At 67.6% G+C, this 16409-nt stretch carries 16 protein-coding genes; 9 read left to right on the forward strand and 7 right to left on the reverse strand.

Annotated features, from left to right (window positions below; all coding sequences use genetic code 11):
- The first annotated feature begins 138 nt into the window (after positions 1 to 138).
- From AC1ZQA_RS06005 to AC1ZQA_RS06045, 9 genes are read left to right on the forward strand one after another with little or no spacing between them, the layout of a single operon-like run.
- A complete protein-coding gene (locus AC1ZQA_RS06005; protein ID WP_482678905.1) occupies positions 139 to 894 on the forward strand; it encodes a nitroreductase in 756 nt (251 codons plus the stop codon).
- The gene (locus tag AC1ZQA_RS06010) at positions 891 to 1160 is read left to right on the forward strand and encodes a DnaJ family domain-containing protein (protein WP_482678906.1); all 270 of its coding nucleotides are present in this window, start codon (positions 891 to 893) and stop codon (positions 1158 to 1160) included. The genes AC1ZQA_RS06005 and AC1ZQA_RS06010 overlap by 4 nt, the downstream gene beginning before the upstream one ends.
- The gene (gene pncB / locus AC1ZQA_RS06015) at positions 1157 to 2374 is read left to right on the forward strand and encodes a nicotinate phosphoribosyltransferase (RefSeq protein ID WP_482678907.1); all 1218 of its coding nucleotides are present in this window, start codon (positions 1157 to 1159) and stop codon (positions 2372 to 2374) included. Before AC1ZQA_RS06010 ends, pncB begins: the two co-directional genes overlap by 4 nt.
- Positions 2375 to 2406: 32 nt before the next feature.
- Positions 2407 to 2793, forward strand: coding sequence for a tautomerase family protein (locus tag AC1ZQA_RS06020; protein ID WP_482678908.1), 387 nt, complete (start codon positions 2407 to 2409; stop codon positions 2791 to 2793).
- A gap of 47 nt (positions 2794 to 2840) precedes the next feature.
- Positions 2841 to 3503 (forward strand): LutC/YkgG family protein, encoded by a 663-nt coding sequence (locus AC1ZQA_RS06025; protein WP_482678909.1) that lies wholly within the window; start codon positions 2841 to 2843, stop codon positions 3501 to 3503.
- On the forward strand, positions 3493 to 4923 hold the full coding sequence (locus AC1ZQA_RS06030; RefSeq protein WP_482678910.1) for a sodium:proton antiporter: 1431 nt from the start codon (positions 3493 to 3495) through the stop codon (positions 4921 to 4923). The genes AC1ZQA_RS06025 and AC1ZQA_RS06030 overlap by 11 nt, the downstream gene beginning before the upstream one ends.
- Positions 4920 to 5906 (forward strand): 2-hydroxyacid dehydrogenase, encoded by a 987-nt coding sequence (locus AC1ZQA_RS06035; RefSeq protein WP_482678911.1) that lies wholly within the window; start codon positions 4920 to 4922, stop codon positions 5904 to 5906. The genes AC1ZQA_RS06030 and AC1ZQA_RS06035 overlap by 4 nt, the downstream gene beginning before the upstream one ends.
- A gap of 6 nt (positions 5907 to 5912) precedes the next feature.
- Positions 5913 to 7343 (forward strand): DNA recombination protein RmuC, encoded by a 1431-nt coding sequence (locus AC1ZQA_RS06040; RefSeq protein ID WP_482678912.1) that lies wholly within the window; start codon positions 5913 to 5915, stop codon positions 7341 to 7343.
- Between the two features lie 29 nt (positions 7344 to 7372).
- Positions 7373 to 9802: an adenosylcobalamin-dependent ribonucleoside-diphosphate reductase gene (locus tag AC1ZQA_RS06045; RefSeq protein ID WP_482678913.1), complete on the forward strand. Its 2430-nt coding sequence runs from the start codon at positions 7373 to 7375 to the stop codon at positions 9800 to 9802.
- Between the two features lie 169 nt (positions 9803 to 9971).
- Here AC1ZQA_RS06045 and minE read toward each other — a convergent pair whose 3' ends face one another.
- From minE to AC1ZQA_RS06080, 7 genes are all read right to left on the reverse strand, one after another.
- Positions 9972 to 10229 carry a cell division topological specificity factor MinE gene (minE, locus tag AC1ZQA_RS06050; RefSeq protein WP_482678914.1) on the reverse strand — a complete coding sequence of 86 codons (258 nt, stop codon included), beginning with the start codon at positions 10227 to 10229 and terminating at the stop codon, positions 9972 to 9974.
- A gap of 14 nt (positions 10230 to 10243) precedes the next feature.
- Complete coding sequence (gene minD, locus AC1ZQA_RS06055) at positions 10244 to 11056, reverse strand: septum site-determining protein MinD (RefSeq protein WP_482678915.1); 813 nt, start codon at positions 11054 to 11056, stop codon at positions 10244 to 10246.
- 18 nt (positions 11057 to 11074) lie between these two features.
- Positions 11075 to 11827 (reverse strand): septum site-determining protein MinC, encoded by a 753-nt coding sequence (minC, locus tag AC1ZQA_RS06060; protein WP_482678916.1) that lies wholly within the window; start codon positions 11825 to 11827, stop codon positions 11075 to 11077.
- 94 nt (positions 11828 to 11921) lie between these two features.
- On the reverse strand, positions 11922 to 12602 hold the full coding sequence (locus AC1ZQA_RS06065) for an ABC transporter ATP-binding protein (protein ID WP_482678917.1): 681 nt from the start codon (positions 12600 to 12602) through the stop codon (positions 11922 to 11924).
- Between the two features lie 16 nt (positions 12603 to 12618).
- On the reverse strand, positions 12619 to 14454 hold the full coding sequence (locus AC1ZQA_RS06070) for a polysaccharide biosynthesis protein (protein WP_482678918.1): 1836 nt from the start codon (positions 14452 to 14454) through the stop codon (positions 12619 to 12621).
- On the reverse strand, positions 14451 to 15953 hold the full coding sequence (locus AC1ZQA_RS06075; protein WP_482678919.1) for an aminotransferase class I/II-fold pyridoxal phosphate-dependent enzyme: 1503 nt from the start codon (positions 15951 to 15953) through the stop codon (positions 14451 to 14453). Before AC1ZQA_RS06075 ends, AC1ZQA_RS06070 begins: the two co-directional genes overlap by 4 nt.
- 23 nt (positions 15954 to 15976) lie before the next feature.
- Positions 15977 to 16390, reverse strand: coding sequence for a type II toxin-antitoxin system VapC family toxin (locus tag AC1ZQA_RS06080; RefSeq protein ID WP_482678920.1), 414 nt, complete (start codon positions 16388 to 16390; stop codon positions 15977 to 15979).
- Between the last annotated feature and the right edge of the window lie 19 nt (positions 16391 to 16409).

Here is a 16409-nt window from a genome sequence, read left to right on the forward strand (position 1 = left end):
GTGTCATGTCCGGTCACAACAAGACCTCGCACCATGATGGGCCCGCCTCGCGCGATTGCCCACCCCCAAACCCGGTGGAACCCCCTGTCTGCATGACGGCGGATAGACTGGCGCAAACGCCAAAGTCTCGAGACCCGCATGCACCAAACCCATCCCCCCGCGCCACGTGCCGCCGAGCCTGTTGCGTCTCAGGCGCCCCGTGCGCAGATGCAGGCGGCGGTGGATGCCGCGATCACCTCGCGCCGCTCGATCCGCCGCTTCCTGCCCACGCCGGTGCCGCGCCAGACCATCGAGGCCATTCTGCAGGTGGCCGCGCGCGCACCCTCGGGCACCAACACCCAGCCCTGGCAGGTGCATGTGCTCAGCGGTGCGGCCAAGGCGCGGCTGTCGGCTCGCATCCTCGCCGCCTACGACGACCCCGCGCAGGCCGCGCAGCACACCGAGGACTACGCCTATTACCCCTCTGAGTGGCGTTCGCCCTACATCGACCGGCGTCGCAAGGTTGGCTGGGATCTGTACGGGCTGCTCGGCATTGCGAAAGGCGACAAGGCCGCGATGCACGCGCAGCATGGCCGCAACTATGTGTTCTTCGACGCGCCGGTCGGGCTGATTTTCACCATCGACCGGGTGATGGAGCAGGGCAGCTGGCTGGACTACGGCATGTTCCTGCAGAACATCATGGTGGCGGCGCGCGGCCGCGGGCTCGACACCTGCCCGCAGGCGGCGTTCAACCAGTTCCATCGCATCATCGAGGACGAACTCGGGCTCGATGCGAGCGCGCAGCAAGTGGTGTGCGGCATGGCGCTGGGCTGGGCCGATCCCGCTGCGATCGAAAACACCCTGGTCACCGAGCGCGCACCGGTGGCCGAGTTCGCCCGCTTTGTCGACCAATGAATGCGCTGGCCTGGATCGGCGAGGTCCGCATCGCGCAGGCGGTGCAGGATGGCAAGCTCGACAACCTGCCCGGCGCCTGCCGCCCGCTCGATCTCACGCTGCGCGACGGCGCGCTCGAAGCGCAAGCGCGTCTCGGACTGGAACTGCTCGAGCGCGCCCGCCGCGCCCCGGCAGACACCGCGCAGGACCAGCGCGAACGCGCCGCACTCCGCCTGCTCTGGGCCAGGGCGCTCGCCCGCCAGCGCCGCGACCGCAACACGCCATGATCATCACCTCGCTGCTCGACACCGATCTGTACAAGTTCACCATGATGCAGGTGGTGCTGCATCACTTTCCCGGGGCGCAGGTGGAATATCGCTTCAAATGCCGCACGCCGGGAGTCGATCTAGTGTCGCGGCTGGACGAGATCGATGCCGAGCTCGACGCGCTGTGCACCCTGCATTTCCAGCCCGACGAGCTCGATTTTCTGCGCAGCCTGCGGTTCATCAAAAGCGACTTCGTCGATTTTCTTGCGCTGTTCCGCCTCAACCGCCAGCGCATCAGCGCCACCCCGGCGGCAGACCCGGCCGCGCGTGCCCGTGGCGAGATCGACATCATCATCCGTGGCCCGTGGCTGCACACCATTCTGTTCGAGGTGCCGGTGCTGGCCATCGTCGGCGAAGTCCATGCCCGCCACGCCCATGCCGACGCCGATCAGCGCGCCGGGCTGCAGCGCGTCGACGACAAGATCGCGCTGCTGCGCACCCCAGAGCTTCAGGACTGCCGCATCGCCGACTATGGCACCCGCCGTCGCTACTCCCGTCATTGGCAGGCGCAGGTGCTCACACGGTTGCAGGCCGGGCTGGGGCCGCAGCTGGCCGGCACCAGCAATGTGCTGCTCGCCAAGGAAATGGGCCTCACGCCGCTGGGCACCATGGCGCACGAATACCTGCAGGCCTGCCAGGCGCTCGGACCCCGGCTGCGCGACACCCAGGTGTTCGCGTTCGACATGTGGGCGCGCGAATACCGCGGCGATCTCGGCATCGCCCTCGCCGATGTCTATGGTCTGCAGGCTTTCCTCCGCGACTTCGACCTGTATTTCTGCAAGCTGTTCGACGGCGCACGGCACGACTCGGGAGACCCGTTTTCATGGGGCGAGCAGATGATTGCGCACTACACCCGGCACCGCGTCGATCCGCGGACCAAGATCCTGGTGTTCTCCGACATGCTCACCATCCCCAAGGTCATCGCGCTGTACCGCCAGTTTCACGCCCGGGTCGGTCTGGCCTTTGGCATCGGCACCAACCTGATGCACGACCTCGGCCATGAGGCCCCGCAGATGGTGATCAAAATGACTCGCTGCAACGGCCAGCCGGTGGCCAAGGTGAGCGACGCCCCGGGCAAGAACATGTGCGATGACCCCAAATACCTCGCCTATTTGCGCGAGGTGTTCCAGATTCCGGACAGCCAGCGCGTCGAGCATGATGCGGAGGATGGGTGAGCCGTTGCAGTTGCCTATAGAGGAGATGAATCATGCCCATCGCAAAAATCGAAGTGTGCCGCTTGCATCCTCCCGAGAGGGTCGCCGCCTTGATCGAGGCTGTTTACCAAGCCCAGATCGAGGCGCTCAAGGTGCCGGAAGATGACAAGCAGATCCGCTACATTGAACACAAGCCTGAGCACTGCCCTATCCCTCCAGGCAAGACAGAAAACTACACTTTTGTGGAATTCCTGCTCTTTCCGGGCCGGTCGCTCGAAGCCAAGCGCAGGCTGTACCAGGGCATCGTCGGCAGACTGGGTCTGCTTGGCATTCAGGCATCGGACATCCTGATCGTTTTGATCGAGCCGCCGCTTGAGAACTGGGGCCTGCATGGTCAGCCTGCATCCGAAGTCGATCTGGGCTTCAATCTCCAGGTCTGAACAATGATCTTTCTGCGTACACCGACAACCCTTATCCAGACGCCCTCATGAACACCGACTCCGCCCGCGCTGCGATCCTGGCGCAGATCCGTGCCCGTCAAGGGCGACCCGAAGCGCTGCGCGCGATGGAGGCGCAGGATGTCGAGGCCGACATCGCGCGGCATGTGCGCGGCCCGCAGCCCAAGCTCGGCGACGATCTGGTCGCCGCGTTCACCGCGCAGGCGCGGTCGCTGCAGACCACGGTGGCGCATGCCGCCAGTCCGGGAGCGGTGCCGCAGGCGGTGGCAGCGTATCTGCGCGAGCAGTCTCTGGAGAGGCAAGGCGTGGCTTGGCAGACCCTGGCCGATCTGCCCTGGGCCGATGCAGGGCTGGCGCTCGCATTCCGTCCGCCGCGAGACGAAGACAAACTTGGCATCACCGGGTGTTTTTGCGCCGTGGCCGAGACCGGGTCGGTGGTGCTCGCCAGTTCCCCCGCGACTCCGGCATCGACCCATCTGTTGCCCGAAACCCATGTGGCCATCGTGCCGGCGGCGCGCATCGTCGCCACGCTGGAAGACGCCTACGCGCTGCTGCGCGCTGAACTCGGCGAGCTGCCGCGCGCGCTGTCCACCGTGTCCGGCCCGTCGCGCACCGGGGACATCGAGCAGACCATCGTGCTCGGCGCGCACGGGCCGTACCGCGTGCATGTGGTGATCGTCGATGCGCACTGAACGCCTGCGCGCTGCGCTGCGGTGGGCGCCGTTGCTGCTCGCGGCGTGCAGCGTCATGCCGGCGACCGCCTTCGCCGCGTCCGGCCCCGATCCGTCCACGCTCAGCCTGTGGTGGGGGCTGCCGTTTGCCGCGATGCTCCTGTCGATCGCGCTGCTGCCGCTGTTTGCCGCGCGGCTGTGGCACCACCACCAGGGCAAGATCGCCGCGCTGTGGGCCGCGCTGTTTCTCGTGCCGTACGCCGTGCGCTTCGGGCTGCACGCCACCTGGGACGCGATGCTGCACACCGCGCTGCACGAATACCTGCCCTTCGTCATCCTGCTGACCGCGCTGTACACGGTGAGCGGAGGCATCGCGGTGCGCGGCAATCTGCACGGCAGCCCGGCGCAAAACACGCTGCTGTTGGCCGTCGGCACCGTGCTCGCCAGCATCATGGGCACCACCGGCGCGGCGATGCTGATGGTGCGCCCGGTCATCCGCGCCAACGACGCGCGGCGCCACAACGCGCATGTGCTGGTGTTTTTCATCTTTCTCGTTGCCAACGCCGGCGGCGCGCTCACCCCGCTGGGCGATCCGCCGCTGTTCCTCGGCTTTCTCAAAGGCGTGGATTTTTTCTGGACGCTGCGGCACATGCTCGCCCCCACCGCGCTGCTGTGCGCGCTGTTGCTCGCGCTGTTCTACCTGCTCGACCGCTGGTCCTGGAGCCGCGCGGACGAGCGCGCGCCGCGCGACCCCACCCCTGACAGTGCGCTGGGCATCGTCGGGGCGTGGAATGTGCTGTGGCTGTTCGCCATCGTGCTCGCGGTGCTGCACAGCGGCATCTGGAAGCCGCAGGTGACCGTGACCATCCTCGGGCAGCAACTGGAGTTGCAGAACCTCGTGCGCGACGCGGCGCTGATCGGCATCGCGCTGCTGTCTCTGGCGACCACGCCGTGGCAGGCACGGCACGAAAACCAGTTCACCTGGGCGCCGATGGTCGAGGTGGCCAAGCTGTTCCTGGGCATCTTTCTCACCATCATTCCGGTGATTGCCATCCTGCGCGCAGGGCCGGATAGTGCGCTGGCCGCCTTGGTGCGATTGACCACCGATGCGCAGGGTCAGCCCATCGCCGCGGCGTACTTCTGGCTGACCGGAGGTTTGTCTGCGTTTCTCGACAACGCGCCGACCTATCTGGTGTTTTTCAACCTTGCCGGCGGCGATGCAGCGCACCTGATGGCGCAGGCCACGACGCTGACTGCGATTTCGGCGGGGGCGGTGTACATGGGCGCGGTCACCTACATCGGCAACGCGCCCAATTTCATGGTCAAGGCGATCGCCGAACACCGCGGGGTGCGCATGCCGTCGTTTTTCGGCTATGTGGGTTGGTCGTTTGCCGTTCTGCTGCCGTGCTTTGTGGTACTCACCGTGGTGTTTTTCCGATGAACCGCCTTCCTGCCGATGGGCTGCTGCGCGTGCTGGTGGCGCGCGCGGTGTTTGCCGACATCATCGATCCACTCCGCGCCGTTGCCGAGGTGGAGACCACGCCAGATGACGCGATCTCTCCGCCCGAGGTGCTGCGCCAGCGCCTGGCCGACAAGCACGGTGCGTTCATCACCGGCAGCGAGCGCATCGACGCCGCGCTGTTCGACGCCTGCCCGGATCTGCGGGTCATCAGCACCATGACCGTGGGCGTCGATCACATCGATCTGGCCGCCTGCGCCGCGCGCGGCATCGTCGTCACCCACGCGCCCGATGTGCTTACCGAGACCACTGCCGACTTCGGCTTCGCGCTGCTGTTGGCCGCCGCGCGCCAGATCGGCGATGCCGAGCGCTTTTTGCGCGCGGGGCAGTGGAGCAAATGGAGCGTCGATCTGTTTGCCGGGGCCGATGTGCACGGCAGCGCGCTGGGCATCGTGGGCATGGGGCGCATCGGCCAGGCGATCGCCCGCCGCGCCGCGCTGGGATTTGGCATGCGCGTGCTCTATCACAACCGCCGCCGGCTGCCGCCGCAGATCGAGGCCGAATGCCGCGCCGCGTACCGCGACCTGCCCGGGCTGCTGCGCGACAGCGACCACGTGCTGCTGGCGCTGCCGTACAGCCCGCAGGCGCATCACCTCATCGGCGCGCAGCAAATCGCGCTGATGCGCCCGGGGGCCACGCTGGTCAACATCGCCCGCGGCGGCGTGGTCGATGAGGCCGCGCTGGCTGCGGCGCTGCACCGCGGGCATCTGGGCGCCGCCGGGCTGGATGTGTTCGAGGGCGAACCGCAGGTCCATCCCGTGCTGCTTGCCGCGCCGCGCTGCGTGCTCACCCCGCATATCGCCAGCAGCAGCATCCCGACCCGCCGCGCGATGGCGCAACTCGCGGTGGACAACCTGATGGCGGTGCTGCAGGGCCGGCCGCCGCTGACTCCCGTGACCGCCTGAAATCGCATGTCGCTCGAACTCATCCTGCTTTTGCTCATCGCGCTGTTGCTGTTCGCACTGCTTGGCATCGGCGCGGTGCTGCTCGCCCGGCTGCGCGGCGCAGGCGATCTGCGCCGCGACATCGCCACCGAACTCGCGCCACCGCTCGAACGCCTGGAGCGCGAACTGCGCGCCGCGGTGCAGGCCAGCGGCCAGAGCCTGCGCACCGAACACGCCGGGCAGCTCGCGCAGTTCCAGCAAATGCTGCTCAACCAGCAGGGCGAGAGCACGCGCACGCAAAACGCCCAGCTCGACGCCGTGGCGCTGCAGCTGCAAAGCCTGCAAAAAGCCGTCGGCGACACCCTGGTGCAGCAAATTGGGCATCTGACCCAGACCAACTCCCAAAGCCTGCAGGCGCTGCAGGCACAGCTGGTGCAGCAACTCGACGCGCTGCGCCAGTCCACCGACAAGAATCTCGCTGAGATGCGCGGCACGGTCGAGCTGCGGCTGCGCGAACTGCAGGCCGACAACGAAAAAAAGCTCGAGCAGATGCGCGCCACCGTCGACGAAAAACTCCACGCCACGCTGGAGCAGCGTCTGGGCGAGAGCTTCAAGCAGGTGGCCGAGCGGCTCGAGCTGGTGCACCGGGGGCTGGGCGAAATGCAGACCCTGGCGCAGGGTGTGGGCGACTTGCAGCGGGTGTTCAGCAATGTGAAGTCGCGCGGGGTGTTCGGCGAAATCCAGCTCGCCGCGCTGATCGAGCAGGTGTTCACCCCCGAGCAATACGGCGTGAACGTGGAAACCGTGCCCGGCAGCGGCCAGCGGGTGGAATACGCCATCCGCCTGCCCGGCAAGGGCGACGGCCCGGTGTGGCTGCCGATCGACGCCAAATTCCCGCGCGAGGACTACGAGCGCCTGCTCGATGCGCAGGAACAGGCCGACAAGGCGGCTGCCGACGCCGCGGCCAAGGCGCTCGAGCTGCGGCTGCGCGAGGAGGCCAAGACCATCCAGACCAAATACATCGCCGCGCCGCACACCGCCGACTTCGGCATTCTGTTCCTGCCCACCGAGGGGCTGTACGCCGAGGCGCTGCGCCGTCCCGGTCTGGTCGAGGCGCTGCAGCGCGAACACCGGGTGATGCTTGCCGGGCCGACCACGCTGCTGGCCTTGCTCAACAGCCTGCACATGGGGTTTCGCACCCTGGCGCTCGAGCAGCGATCCACCGAGGTGTGGAAGGTGCTGGGCGCGGTCAAGACCGAGTTCACCAAGTTCGGCGACGTTCTTGCAAAAACGCGCAAGAAGCTCGACGAAGCCAGCAACACCATCGGCCAGGCGGAAACCCGCACCCGCGCGATGACCCGCCAGCTCAAGACGGTCGAGGCGCTGCCCGCCGACCAGACGCAGACGCTCCTGGGATTGACCGAGGTCGAAGCCGACGACCCGCAAAGCGCGCTATAACGGGCGCTTCGTCAGCCGCCGTTCACACCATGCAAGCGCAAGAAATCAGCCTCGACGTCCTCGCGGAAAAATACGCCAAGGAAGGCGAGCGCAGCATTGCCGACATCCATGCCCGCGTCGCCCGCGCGCTCGCCGCCGAGGAGGCCGACCCGGCGCGCAGCGCGGCGCTGTTCCTGCAGGCGCTGGAGGATGGCTTCGTCCCGGCGGGGCGCATCATGTCGGCCGCCGGCACCGACATCCAGGCCACGCTGATCAACTGCTTCGTCCAGCCCGTGGGCGATTCGGTGTCCGACGACAAGGACGGCAAACCCAGCATCTACAAGGCGCTGGCGCAGGCCGCCGAGACCATGCGACGCGGCGGCGGGGTGGGATACGACTTTTCGCGCATCCGCCCCGCTGGCGCGCATGTCGGCGGCACGCACAGCCGCGCCAGCGGCCCGCTGTCGTTCATGCGGGTGTTCGACGCCTCATGCGAAACCGTGGAATCCGCAGGCAGTCGACGCGGGGCGCAGATGGGGGTGTTGCGCATCGACCACCCGGACATCGAAGCCTTCATCCATGCCAAGGACCAGGGCGCGTTCAAGAATTTCAACCTGTCGGTCGGCGTGAGCGATGCGTTCATGCAGGCGGTGGAGGCCGATGCCGAAATCGATCTGGTGCACAAGGCCCGCCCGGGCGACGACCAGATCGCCGCGGGCGCGCATCAGCGCGCAGGTGGCGAGTGGGTGTATCGCACCGTGCGGGCGCGCGCGCTGTGGGATCAGATCATGCGCTCGACCTACGACCATGCCGAGCCGGGCATTCTGTTTCTCGACACCGCCAACGCCGACAACAACCTCTGGTATTGCGAAACCTTCGAGGCGACCAACCCCTGCGCCGAGGAATTCCTGCCCGATTACGGCTGCTGCTGCCTGGGCTCGATCAACCTCACCCGCTTCGTGCGCGCGCCGTTCACACCGCAGGCGCGCTTCGACTTCGAGCACTTCCAGGCCGTTGCCCGCACTGCGGTGCGCATGCTCGACAACGTGCTCGACGTGACCTACTGGCCGCTGCTCGAGCAGCACGACGAGGCGCAGAACAAGCGCCGCATCGGCCTGGGCTTTCTCGGCCTGGGCGATGCCTGTGTGATGCTCGGCCTGCGCTACGACAGCGACGACGCCCGGCGCTTTGCCGCCGACATGGCCCGCAGCCTGCGCGACACCGCGTATGCCGCGTCCGTCGAGCTGGCCCAGGAAAAGGGCGCATTCCCGCTGTTCGATGCGCAGAAATATCTTGCCAGCGGTTTTGCCAAGCGCCTTCCCGAAGAACTGCGTGATGCGATTGCCAAACATGGCATCCGCAACTCGCACCTGCTCGCGGTCGCGCCCACCGGCACCATCAGCCTGGCGTTTGCCGACAACGCCAGCAACGGCATCGAGCCCGCGTTCTCCTGGGTCTACACCCGCAAGAAGCGCATGCCCGACAACTCCACCCGCGACTACGAGGTGGCCGACCACGCCTGGCGGCTGTACCGCAGCCTCGGCCATGACATGACAGAGTTGCCTCCGGCCTTCGTCACTGCGCTGGAAATGTCTGCGCTCGACCACATGAAAATGCTGCAGGTCGTGCAGCCCTTCATCGACACCAGCATCAGCAAGACGGTCAACGTCCCGGCAGACTATCCCTACGACGAGTTCAAGGATCTTTACCTGCAGGCCTGGAAGGCCGGGCTCAAGGGACTGGCCACCTACCGTCCGAACACCGTGCTCGGCGCGGTGCTGCAGGCAGCGCCTGCGCCCACGCCGCCTGCGCCCAGCGCTGCGCCCACCGACATCGACCCGCTGACCCGCCGCATCGAAGGCCGCCCCGCAGGGGACCTGCAGGCCGTCACCAGCAAGATCAGCTACATGACCTCCGAGGGGCAGAAGACCGTCTATCTGTCGGTGTCGTTCGCCGAGGTGGAGGGCCGGGTAGACGGCAAGCCGGTGCGCATCGAGCGGCCGATCGAGTTCTTCATGCCAGCGGGCCAGCGCGATGAAGGCCAGCAATGGATCGCCTCCAACATGCGGCTGCTGTCGCTGGTGGCGCGCTCGGGTGGATCGATCGCCAAGAGCCTGCAGAACATGCGCGAAGTGGTGTGGGACAAGGGCCCGGTGCGCTGCGGCGAAGTCATCAAGGCCGACGGCAGCCGCGCACCGCGCTTTCACCAGTCCGAAGTGGCGGCCATTGCCTACGCGTTGCAGGAACTCTTGCGGCGGCGTGGATTTCTCGATGCCTCGGGCCGCGAGCAATCGCTGCTCTCGCTGGCGCAACGCGCCCACGTTCCCGAAGCCCTGCGCATCGACCTCGAATCTGCCGATGCCTCCCCCGACCTGCTTCCCGGCGGCCGCATCTGCCCCGAATGCGGCGGCCCTTTCCTGCGCCGGGTCGACGGCTGCGACCGGTGCGAGAACTGCGGGTACATCGGCAGCTGTGGCTAGAGCGCCGCGCATGGCGTCTCACTCCCCGCTCGCGGGGAGGGGTTGGGTGGAATGCGGTGGAAGTCCTGGAAGATCGCCTTGCCGGTTCGCCTCAGCCTTCTCCCCCTTGTGGGGGAGAGGCAATCAGCGCCGAGTGCACCCGGGCCTGTGCGCGGCGTGCGGTGGGTTTCTACACCCGCGGTGGAATCTCGATCTTCACTTCCAGTACGTCGAGCGTGTCCTGGCGCTCCAGCTTGACCTGGATGTCGTTGCTGTCGATCTTGACATACTTCGAGATCACATCCACCAGCTCGCGCTGCAGCGCGGGCAGCCAGTCGGCGGGGGCGCCGTTGCCGCCGCGTTCGTGCGCGAGGATGATCTGCAGGCGCTCCTTGGCGACCGTGGCGGTTTTCTTTTTTTCGCCCAGAAAGAAAGAGAGGAATGACATGGTGCGTGCCTCCCTCAACCGCCGAAAAGGCGCTTGAACAGGCCCGGTTTCTGATAGTCGGTGAAGCGCATCGGCTTGTCTTCGCCGAGGAAGCGTGCCACCACGTCCTGATAGGCCTCGGCCACGTCGCTGCCGGTGAGGTGAATGGCCGGTGTGCCCTGGTTGGAGGCCTGCAGCACCGATTCGCTCTCGGGAATGACACCGATGAGCTGGATGCGCAGAATGTCCTGAATGTCGGTGAGCGACAGCATCTCGCCGTCGCTGACGCGCTTGGGGTTGTAGCGGGTGATGAGCAGGTGCTCGCGGATCGGCTCGCCGCCTTCGATGGCGCGCTTGGTCTTGCTCGACAGCATGCCCAGGATGCGGTCGGAGTCGCGCACCGAGGAGACTTCCGGGTTGGTGACGATCAGCGCTTCGTCGGCAAAGTGCATGGCCATCAGCGCGCCGCTCTCAATCCCGGCGGGCGAATCGCAGACGATGTAGGTGAAACCCATCTCGTCGAGCTCCTTGAGCACGTTTTCCACGCCCTCCTTGGTCAGCGCGTCCTTGTCGCGGGTCTGCGAGGCGGGCAGGATGAACAGGTTGTCGCACTGCTTGTCCTTGATCAGCGCCTGCGTGAGCTTGGCTTCGCCCTGAATCACGTTGATCAGGTCGTACACCACGCGGCGTTCGCAGCCCATGATGAGGTCGAGGTTGCGCAGGCCGACGTCGAAGTCGATGACCGCGGTCTTGTGGCCGCGCAGGGCCAGCCCGGAGGCGAAGCTGGCGCTGGTGGTGGTCTTGCCCACGCCACCCTTGCCCGAAGTCACCACGATGATTTTTGCCATGAGTGTTTCCTAGAAAAATTATTTGAGAGCCAGTGGCTCGATCAGCAACTGCTCGCCCTGCAGGCGCACGGTGGTCGGCTGGCCGCGCACGCCCGCCGGCAGTTCCTGTTCGGCGGTGCGGTAGATGCCGGCAATGGCCACCAGTTCGGGCTCGAAGCTGGTGCAGAAAATTCGCGCGTCCGTGTTGCCGCGCGCCCCGGCCAGCGCCCGGCCACGCAACGCGCCGTAGATGTGCACATGGCCTTCGGCCATGACCTCGGCGCCATGGCTGACCACGCCCTGCACGATCAGATCGCCCTGGGAATACACCCGCTGTCCCGAGCGCAGCGGCCGGTCGATGAGCACCGTGGGCAGCATGGCCGCAACGGGTTCTGGTGCTGCGGCGGCAGGTGTGGGCGGGGCTGGGGGCTGCTGTGATGGCGCGGCAGCCTCGGCGTTCTCTGCGGGTTTGCGGGTGTCGCGGCTGTCGAGCAGTGGCAGGTCGCTCGCGGCAGCCCAATCGTGCTGTGCGGCCTGCGCCACCACGCCGAAGGGCCGCATGTTGAAGCGGCGCAGCAGCGCGATCAGCGCATCCAGCGGCAGTGTGGCGTCTTCTGCCAGACGGCGCAGGTCGATGGCCACCGCCTCGCCGGAGAAGAATTCGGGTGCGGCGTCGAAGCGCTGCTGCAGCGCCTCGGTCAGCGCGGCGAAATCAGGCGTTTTCACCACCAGATGCACGGCGTCGATGGCGCCGCTGCGCAGTTCGAACAAGGTGGTCTTGGAGCGGGACATGGACAAACGAAGCGTCAGCGCAAATGGGGGAATCGGCAATCCGACAATCGTAGTGGATCGGTGCGCGGCGCCACCCGGGCGCGCGCGCAGCGTCTCAGGCGTCCTGCAGCATGCCGTTCACCAGCCGCAACTGCCGCTGGCAACGCGCAGCCACTGCAGCCTCGTGTGTGACGATGATCACCGCATCGCCCTGTGCCAGCGCCACGTCGAGCAGCATGTCCAGCGCCACGGCGGCGGCGTCGCTGTCGAGGTTGCCGGTGGGCTCGTCGGCCAGCACCAGCTGCGGCTGGGTGACCAGCGCTCGGGCGATGGCCACGCGCTGACGCTCGCCGCCGGAGAGTTCCCCTGGCCGGTGCTGCAGCCGCGCGCCCAGGCCCATGCGCTGCAGCATCTGCGCGGCCACCGCGTGCGCCGCTTCAGCCGGTGTGCGGCGGATGCGCAGTGGCATGGCCACGTTGTCCAGCGCGCTGAATTCCATCAGCAGGTGGTGGAACTGATAGACAAAGCCGACATGCTGGTTGCGCCATGCGCCTTGCGCCTTGGGGTTCATCTGCGCCCAGTCGCGCCCGCAGACCTGCACGCTGCCGCCATCGGCCCGGTCCAGGCCGCCGAGCAGATGCATCAGCGTGCTCTTGCCCGAACCGGAAGCGCCGATGATCGCCAGCGTCTGCCCACCGTCCAGGCGCAGATTCACGTCCTTGAGCACTTCGACCGGCTGCGGCCCTTCGGTGTAGCGCTTGCGCACGTGTTCGGCCAGCAGGATGGGAGGGGTCATGGTGTGAATGGAAGGGTCAGCGATTGTGTTGCGGCGCATACTCCGGCACCAGCGCATGCAGCGCGGCCTTGATCTGCGTGGGGGACGCGGCGCCACTGGCAGCAATCCAGGCCTGCAGCGCTGGCAGGTCGAGCGCATCCAGCTTGGCCTGCCGCGCCACACGCAGCTTGGGATGCGGGGTGGGCAGGGTGGTTTCGTCGTCGGCGAGCAGCTCCTCATAGAGCTTCTCGCCCGGGCGCAGCCCGGTGAAGTGGATCGGGATGTCGTCCTCGGTCTTGTTCGACAGCCGGATCATCAGCCGTGCCAGATCGACGATTTTCACCGGCTCGCCCATGTCGAGCACGTAGATTTCGCCGCTCTTGCCCATCAGCCCGGCTTGCAGCACCAGCTGCGCGGCCTCGGGGATGGTCATGAAGTAGCGCACGATCTCGGGGTGGGTCACGGTCAGCGGGCCGCCAGCGGCGATCTGCGCGGCAAAGCGCGGCACCACGCTGCCACTGGAGCCCAGCACATTGCCAAACCGCACCGCGCAGCAATGCGTCTCGGGGAATTGCGCCGCGTGCGCCTGCAGCGCGAGTTCGGCCAGCCGCTTGCTCGCGCCCATCACATTGGTCGGGTTGACCGCCTTGTCGGTGGAGATGAGCACGAAGCGCTGCGCGCCGCAGGCGCTTGCCGCCCGCGCGGCGTTGAGTGTGCCCAGCACATTGGTGCGCAGCGCCTCGATGGCGTTGTCCTCCTCCATCAGCGGCACATGCTTGTACGCCGCAGCGTGCAGCACCACGGCAGGACGGTGCAGGTTGAACAGGTCACGCAGCCGTTCGGGCTCGCGCACATTCGCGGTGTAGTAGCGCACCGCCAGTTCGGGAAAGCGCGCCTTGAATTCCTGCTCGAGCGCGTAGATCGCAATCTCGGACGCGTCGATGCACACCAGCTGCCGCACGCCGAAGCGCGCGATCTGCCGACACAGCTCCGAGCCAATGCTGCCGCCTGCGCCCGTCACCAGCGCCACCTGCCCGGCCAGCAATCCGGAAAGCCCGCGCACATCGAGCTCGACCGCCGCGCGCCCCAGCAGATCGGCCAGTTCGACCTGCCGCGGCGCGCTGGCGCTGCCGCCGCCGTGCAGCCAGTCGTCGGCGCGCGGCAGGGTCAGCAGCGCCAGCCGTGCGTCGCTGGCGCGCAGCAGCAGGTCACGGCGCGCGGGGCTGCCGGGTTCGCTGGCGATCAGTGCATGGCTGGCGCCCACCGCTTGCGCCACCTGCGGCAGATCGTCCACACTGCCGGCCACGCGCACGCCCTGCACGCTGCGGCCGACCTCGGCGCGATCCGGGCTGACGAGCGCCGCCACCTGCCAGCCCTTGCCGGACCGCAGGGTCTGCAGCGCGCGCGCGGCGTCGTCGAGCGTGCCCAGCACCAGCAGCGGCTTGCCCTGCGCGGTTGAGCGGGTCAGTCGGCCCTCGGCCACAATGCGCGCGCCCAGCCGCAGCCCGAGGAGCACGGCGGCCGCAAACAGCGGATGCAGCAGCACGATCGAGCGCGGAAAATTGGGCAGCCGCAGCAGCAGCAGCACGGCGGCCAGCGCCAGCGCCGCAACCAGCATCGCCGAGGCCAGGCGCTTGAACTCGGGCACGCTGGTGTGCCGCCAGGGGGTGCGGTACGCGCCCAGCCCGGCCAGCGCCGCCACCCACACCGCCGCTGCCAGCGGGGTGCTGATCCACAGGATTTGCGCCAGATTGGCCGGCGCGTCGTTGCGCAGCAGGCTGAAGCGAAACAAAAACGCGAGCAGCCAGGTGAGGGCGACGAGAACGGCGTCGGCTGCGGCAGGGCGCCAGAGGGCGCGGCTGAAAAACCTCATGCAGCGCTCCGCACCGCCACGCCCAGACCCCGCGCGACCAGCTCGCACACCCGGCTGCGCTGCGCCGCGTTCATGTTCGATCCAGACGGCAGGCAGACCCCGCCCTCGAACAGCGCGCGGCTGACGTCCTGCCCCGCGTCGTGCGGGAAATACCGGCTGCCGGAGTAAAGCGGCTGCAGATGCATCGGCTTCCACACCGGGCGGGCTTCGACGTTGTGGCGTTCGAGAAAGTCGAGCAGCGCGTCGCGGCGGGCCTGCGCGTCGTCGCCCTCGAGCACGAAGGCCGACAGCCAGCGGGTCGAGCGGTGGCCTTCGGGTTCTTCCATCCAGCGTAACCCCGGCACGGCGGCAAGCGCGTCGCGGTATTGCGCAAAGATCGCGCGGCGGCTCTGTACCCGCTGCTCGAGCACGCGCAACTGACCGCGGCCGATGCCGGCGAGCACGTTGGACAGGCGGTAGTTGTAGCCGTCTTCGACATGCTCGTAATGCCGCGCCGGCTCGCGCGCCTGGGTCGAGAGCTTGCGCGCATGGTCGATCAGCGCCGGGTCGTTGCCCACCAGCATGCCACCGCCCGAGGTGGTGATGATCTTGTTGCCGTTGAAGGAGAACACGGCGAGCTTGCCGAAGCTGCCGCTGGGGCGGCCCTTGTAGCTCGCGCCCAGGGATTCGGCTGCGTCTTCCAGCATGGGCACACCATAGCGTTCGAGCAGCGGAACGATGGCGTCCATTTCGGCGCTCTGGCCGTACAGGTTGACCACCACCGCGGCCCTGGGCGTGATGCCTTCGGCGTGCAGCGCCTCGAGTGCTGCAGCCAGCGCCTGCGGCGACATATTCCAGCTCTGCGGATCGGAATCGATGAACACCGGCGTGGCGCCGAGTTGCTTGATCGGGTTGGCGCTGGCGACGAAGGTGAGGCTGGAGCACAGCACCACATCGCCGGGTCCGACGCCCAGCAGCCGCAGCCCCAGGTGCAGCGCCGCGGTGCCCGAACTCGTTGCCGCAGCATGACGCACGTCCACCAGCGCGGCGAGTTCGCGCTCGAACGCGTCCACATGGGGGCCCAGCGGGGCGATCCAGTTGCTCGTGAAGGCCTCCTGCACCAGCGCCACCTCGTCTTCGCCCAGATGCGGCGACGACAGCCAGACGCGCTGCGACAGCTCGCGCCGGGTGATGAGATCGACCGCGCGTCCGTCTGCATCGATCACCGGCACATGGTCGATGCGGTGCGCGTCCATCAGCGCCAGCACATCGCGCTGGCTGGCTTGCAGGCCCACGGTGTGCGGCGCGTGGGCCGTGGGCAGGGCCGACAGCGGCGCGGTCGGCGCGATGCCGGCGAGCGCGGCGCGGCGCAGGTCGCCGTCGGTGACGGTGCGCAGCAGCCAGCCCTGTTCGTCGGTGACCAGCAGAATGCCCTGCGCTGTGGCATCGAGACGCGCCAGCGCGTCGTGCAACGTGGCGCTGGGGGGCAGGCAAAGTTGGGCGAGTGGGAGAAGGGGCATGGCAGCGGGCAATCAGACGGCAATCAGACAGAAACCACGCGCAGACCGAGGGCGCGCGCCGCGCCACACTGGCGCTGATCGGCTGAGACGAACACCTCGGCCTCGCAAGCCAGCGCGGCGCCGATGTGCAGCGCATCCATGCCGCGCAGCGGGTGGGCCTCGAGCGCGCGCACGGCGTGGCCGACGACGTCGGGCGATGTGTCGCAGACCAGGGCATCCTCGATGTCGGCGAGCAGGTCGGTCTTGATGGTGCGGTACTGCTGCGCGTCGATGCGACCTTCGCGCAGCAGGCGATTGAAGGCGGAGATCAGCTCGGCCACTGCGATGACCGACAGCGCGAGCACGCTGGCCGCATCGCACCAGCGCAGCACCTCGGCCGAGCCGGCTTCGTCGACATAGCGCTTGGACAGAGCCGAGGAATCGAAATACACCCGCATGGTGCTGGAGAGGCCGCAG

The sequence above is a fragment of the Thiomonas sp. DCM-2 genome (assembly GCF_056820905.1).

What these genes read in the sequence shown, in the direction of transcription:
- AC1ZQA_RS06005 (WP_482678905.1), top strand. Translation starts at nt 139, where the DNA reads ATGCACCAAACCCATCCCCCCGCGCCACGTGCCGCCGAGCCTGTTGCG.
- AC1ZQA_RS06010 (WP_482678906.1), top strand. Translation starts at nt 891, where the DNA reads ATGAATGCGCTGGCCTGGATCGGCGAGGTCCGCATCGCGCAGGCGGTG.
- pncB (WP_482678907.1), top strand. Translation starts at nt 1,157, where the DNA reads ATGATCATCACCTCGCTGCTCGACACCGATCTGTACAAGTTCACCATG.
- AC1ZQA_RS06020 (WP_482678908.1), top strand. Translation starts at nt 2,407, where the DNA reads ATGCCCATCGCAAAAATCGAAGTGTGCCGCTTGCATCCTCCCGAGAGG.
- AC1ZQA_RS06025 (WP_482678909.1), top strand. Translation starts at nt 2,841, where the DNA reads ATGAACACCGACTCCGCCCGCGCTGCGATCCTGGCGCAGATCCGTGCC.
- AC1ZQA_RS06030 (WP_482678910.1), top strand. Translation starts at nt 3,493, where the DNA reads ATGCGCACTGAACGCCTGCGCGCTGCGCTGCGGTGGGCGCCGTTGCTG.
- AC1ZQA_RS06035 (WP_482678911.1), top strand. Translation starts at nt 4,920, where the DNA reads ATGAACCGCCTTCCTGCCGATGGGCTGCTGCGCGTGCTGGTGGCGCGC.
- AC1ZQA_RS06040 (WP_482678912.1), top strand. Translation starts at nt 5,913, where the DNA reads ATGTCGCTCGAACTCATCCTGCTTTTGCTCATCGCGCTGTTGCTGTTC.
- AC1ZQA_RS06045 (WP_482678913.1), top strand. Translation starts at nt 7,373, where the DNA reads ATGCAAGCGCAAGAAATCAGCCTCGACGTCCTCGCGGAAAAATACGCC.
- minE (WP_482678914.1), bottom strand. Translation starts at nt 10,229, where the DNA reads ATGTCATTCCTCTCTTTCTTTCTGGGCGAAAAAAAGAAAACCGCCACG.
- minD (WP_482678915.1), bottom strand. Translation starts at nt 11,056, where the DNA reads ATGGCAAAAATCATCGTGGTGACTTCGGGCAAGGGTGGCGTGGGCAAG.
- minC (WP_482678916.1), bottom strand. Translation starts at nt 11,827, where the DNA reads ATGTCCCGCTCCAAGACCACCTTGTTCGAACTGCGCAGCGGCGCCATC.
- AC1ZQA_RS06065 (WP_482678917.1), bottom strand. Translation starts at nt 12,602, where the DNA reads ATGACCCCTCCCATCCTGCTGGCCGAACACGTGCGCAAGCGCTACACC.
- AC1ZQA_RS06070 (WP_482678918.1), bottom strand. Translation starts at nt 14,454, where the DNA reads ATGAGGTTTTTCAGCCGCGCCCTCTGGCGCCCTGCCGCAGCCGACGCC.
- AC1ZQA_RS06075 (WP_482678919.1), bottom strand. Translation starts at nt 15,953, where the DNA reads ATGCCCCTTCTCCCACTCGCCCAACTTTGCCTGCCCCCCAGCGCCACG.
- AC1ZQA_RS06080 (WP_482678920.1), bottom strand. Translation starts at nt 16,390, where the DNA reads ATGCGGGTGTATTTCGATTCCTCGGCTCTGTCCAAGCGCTATGTCGAC.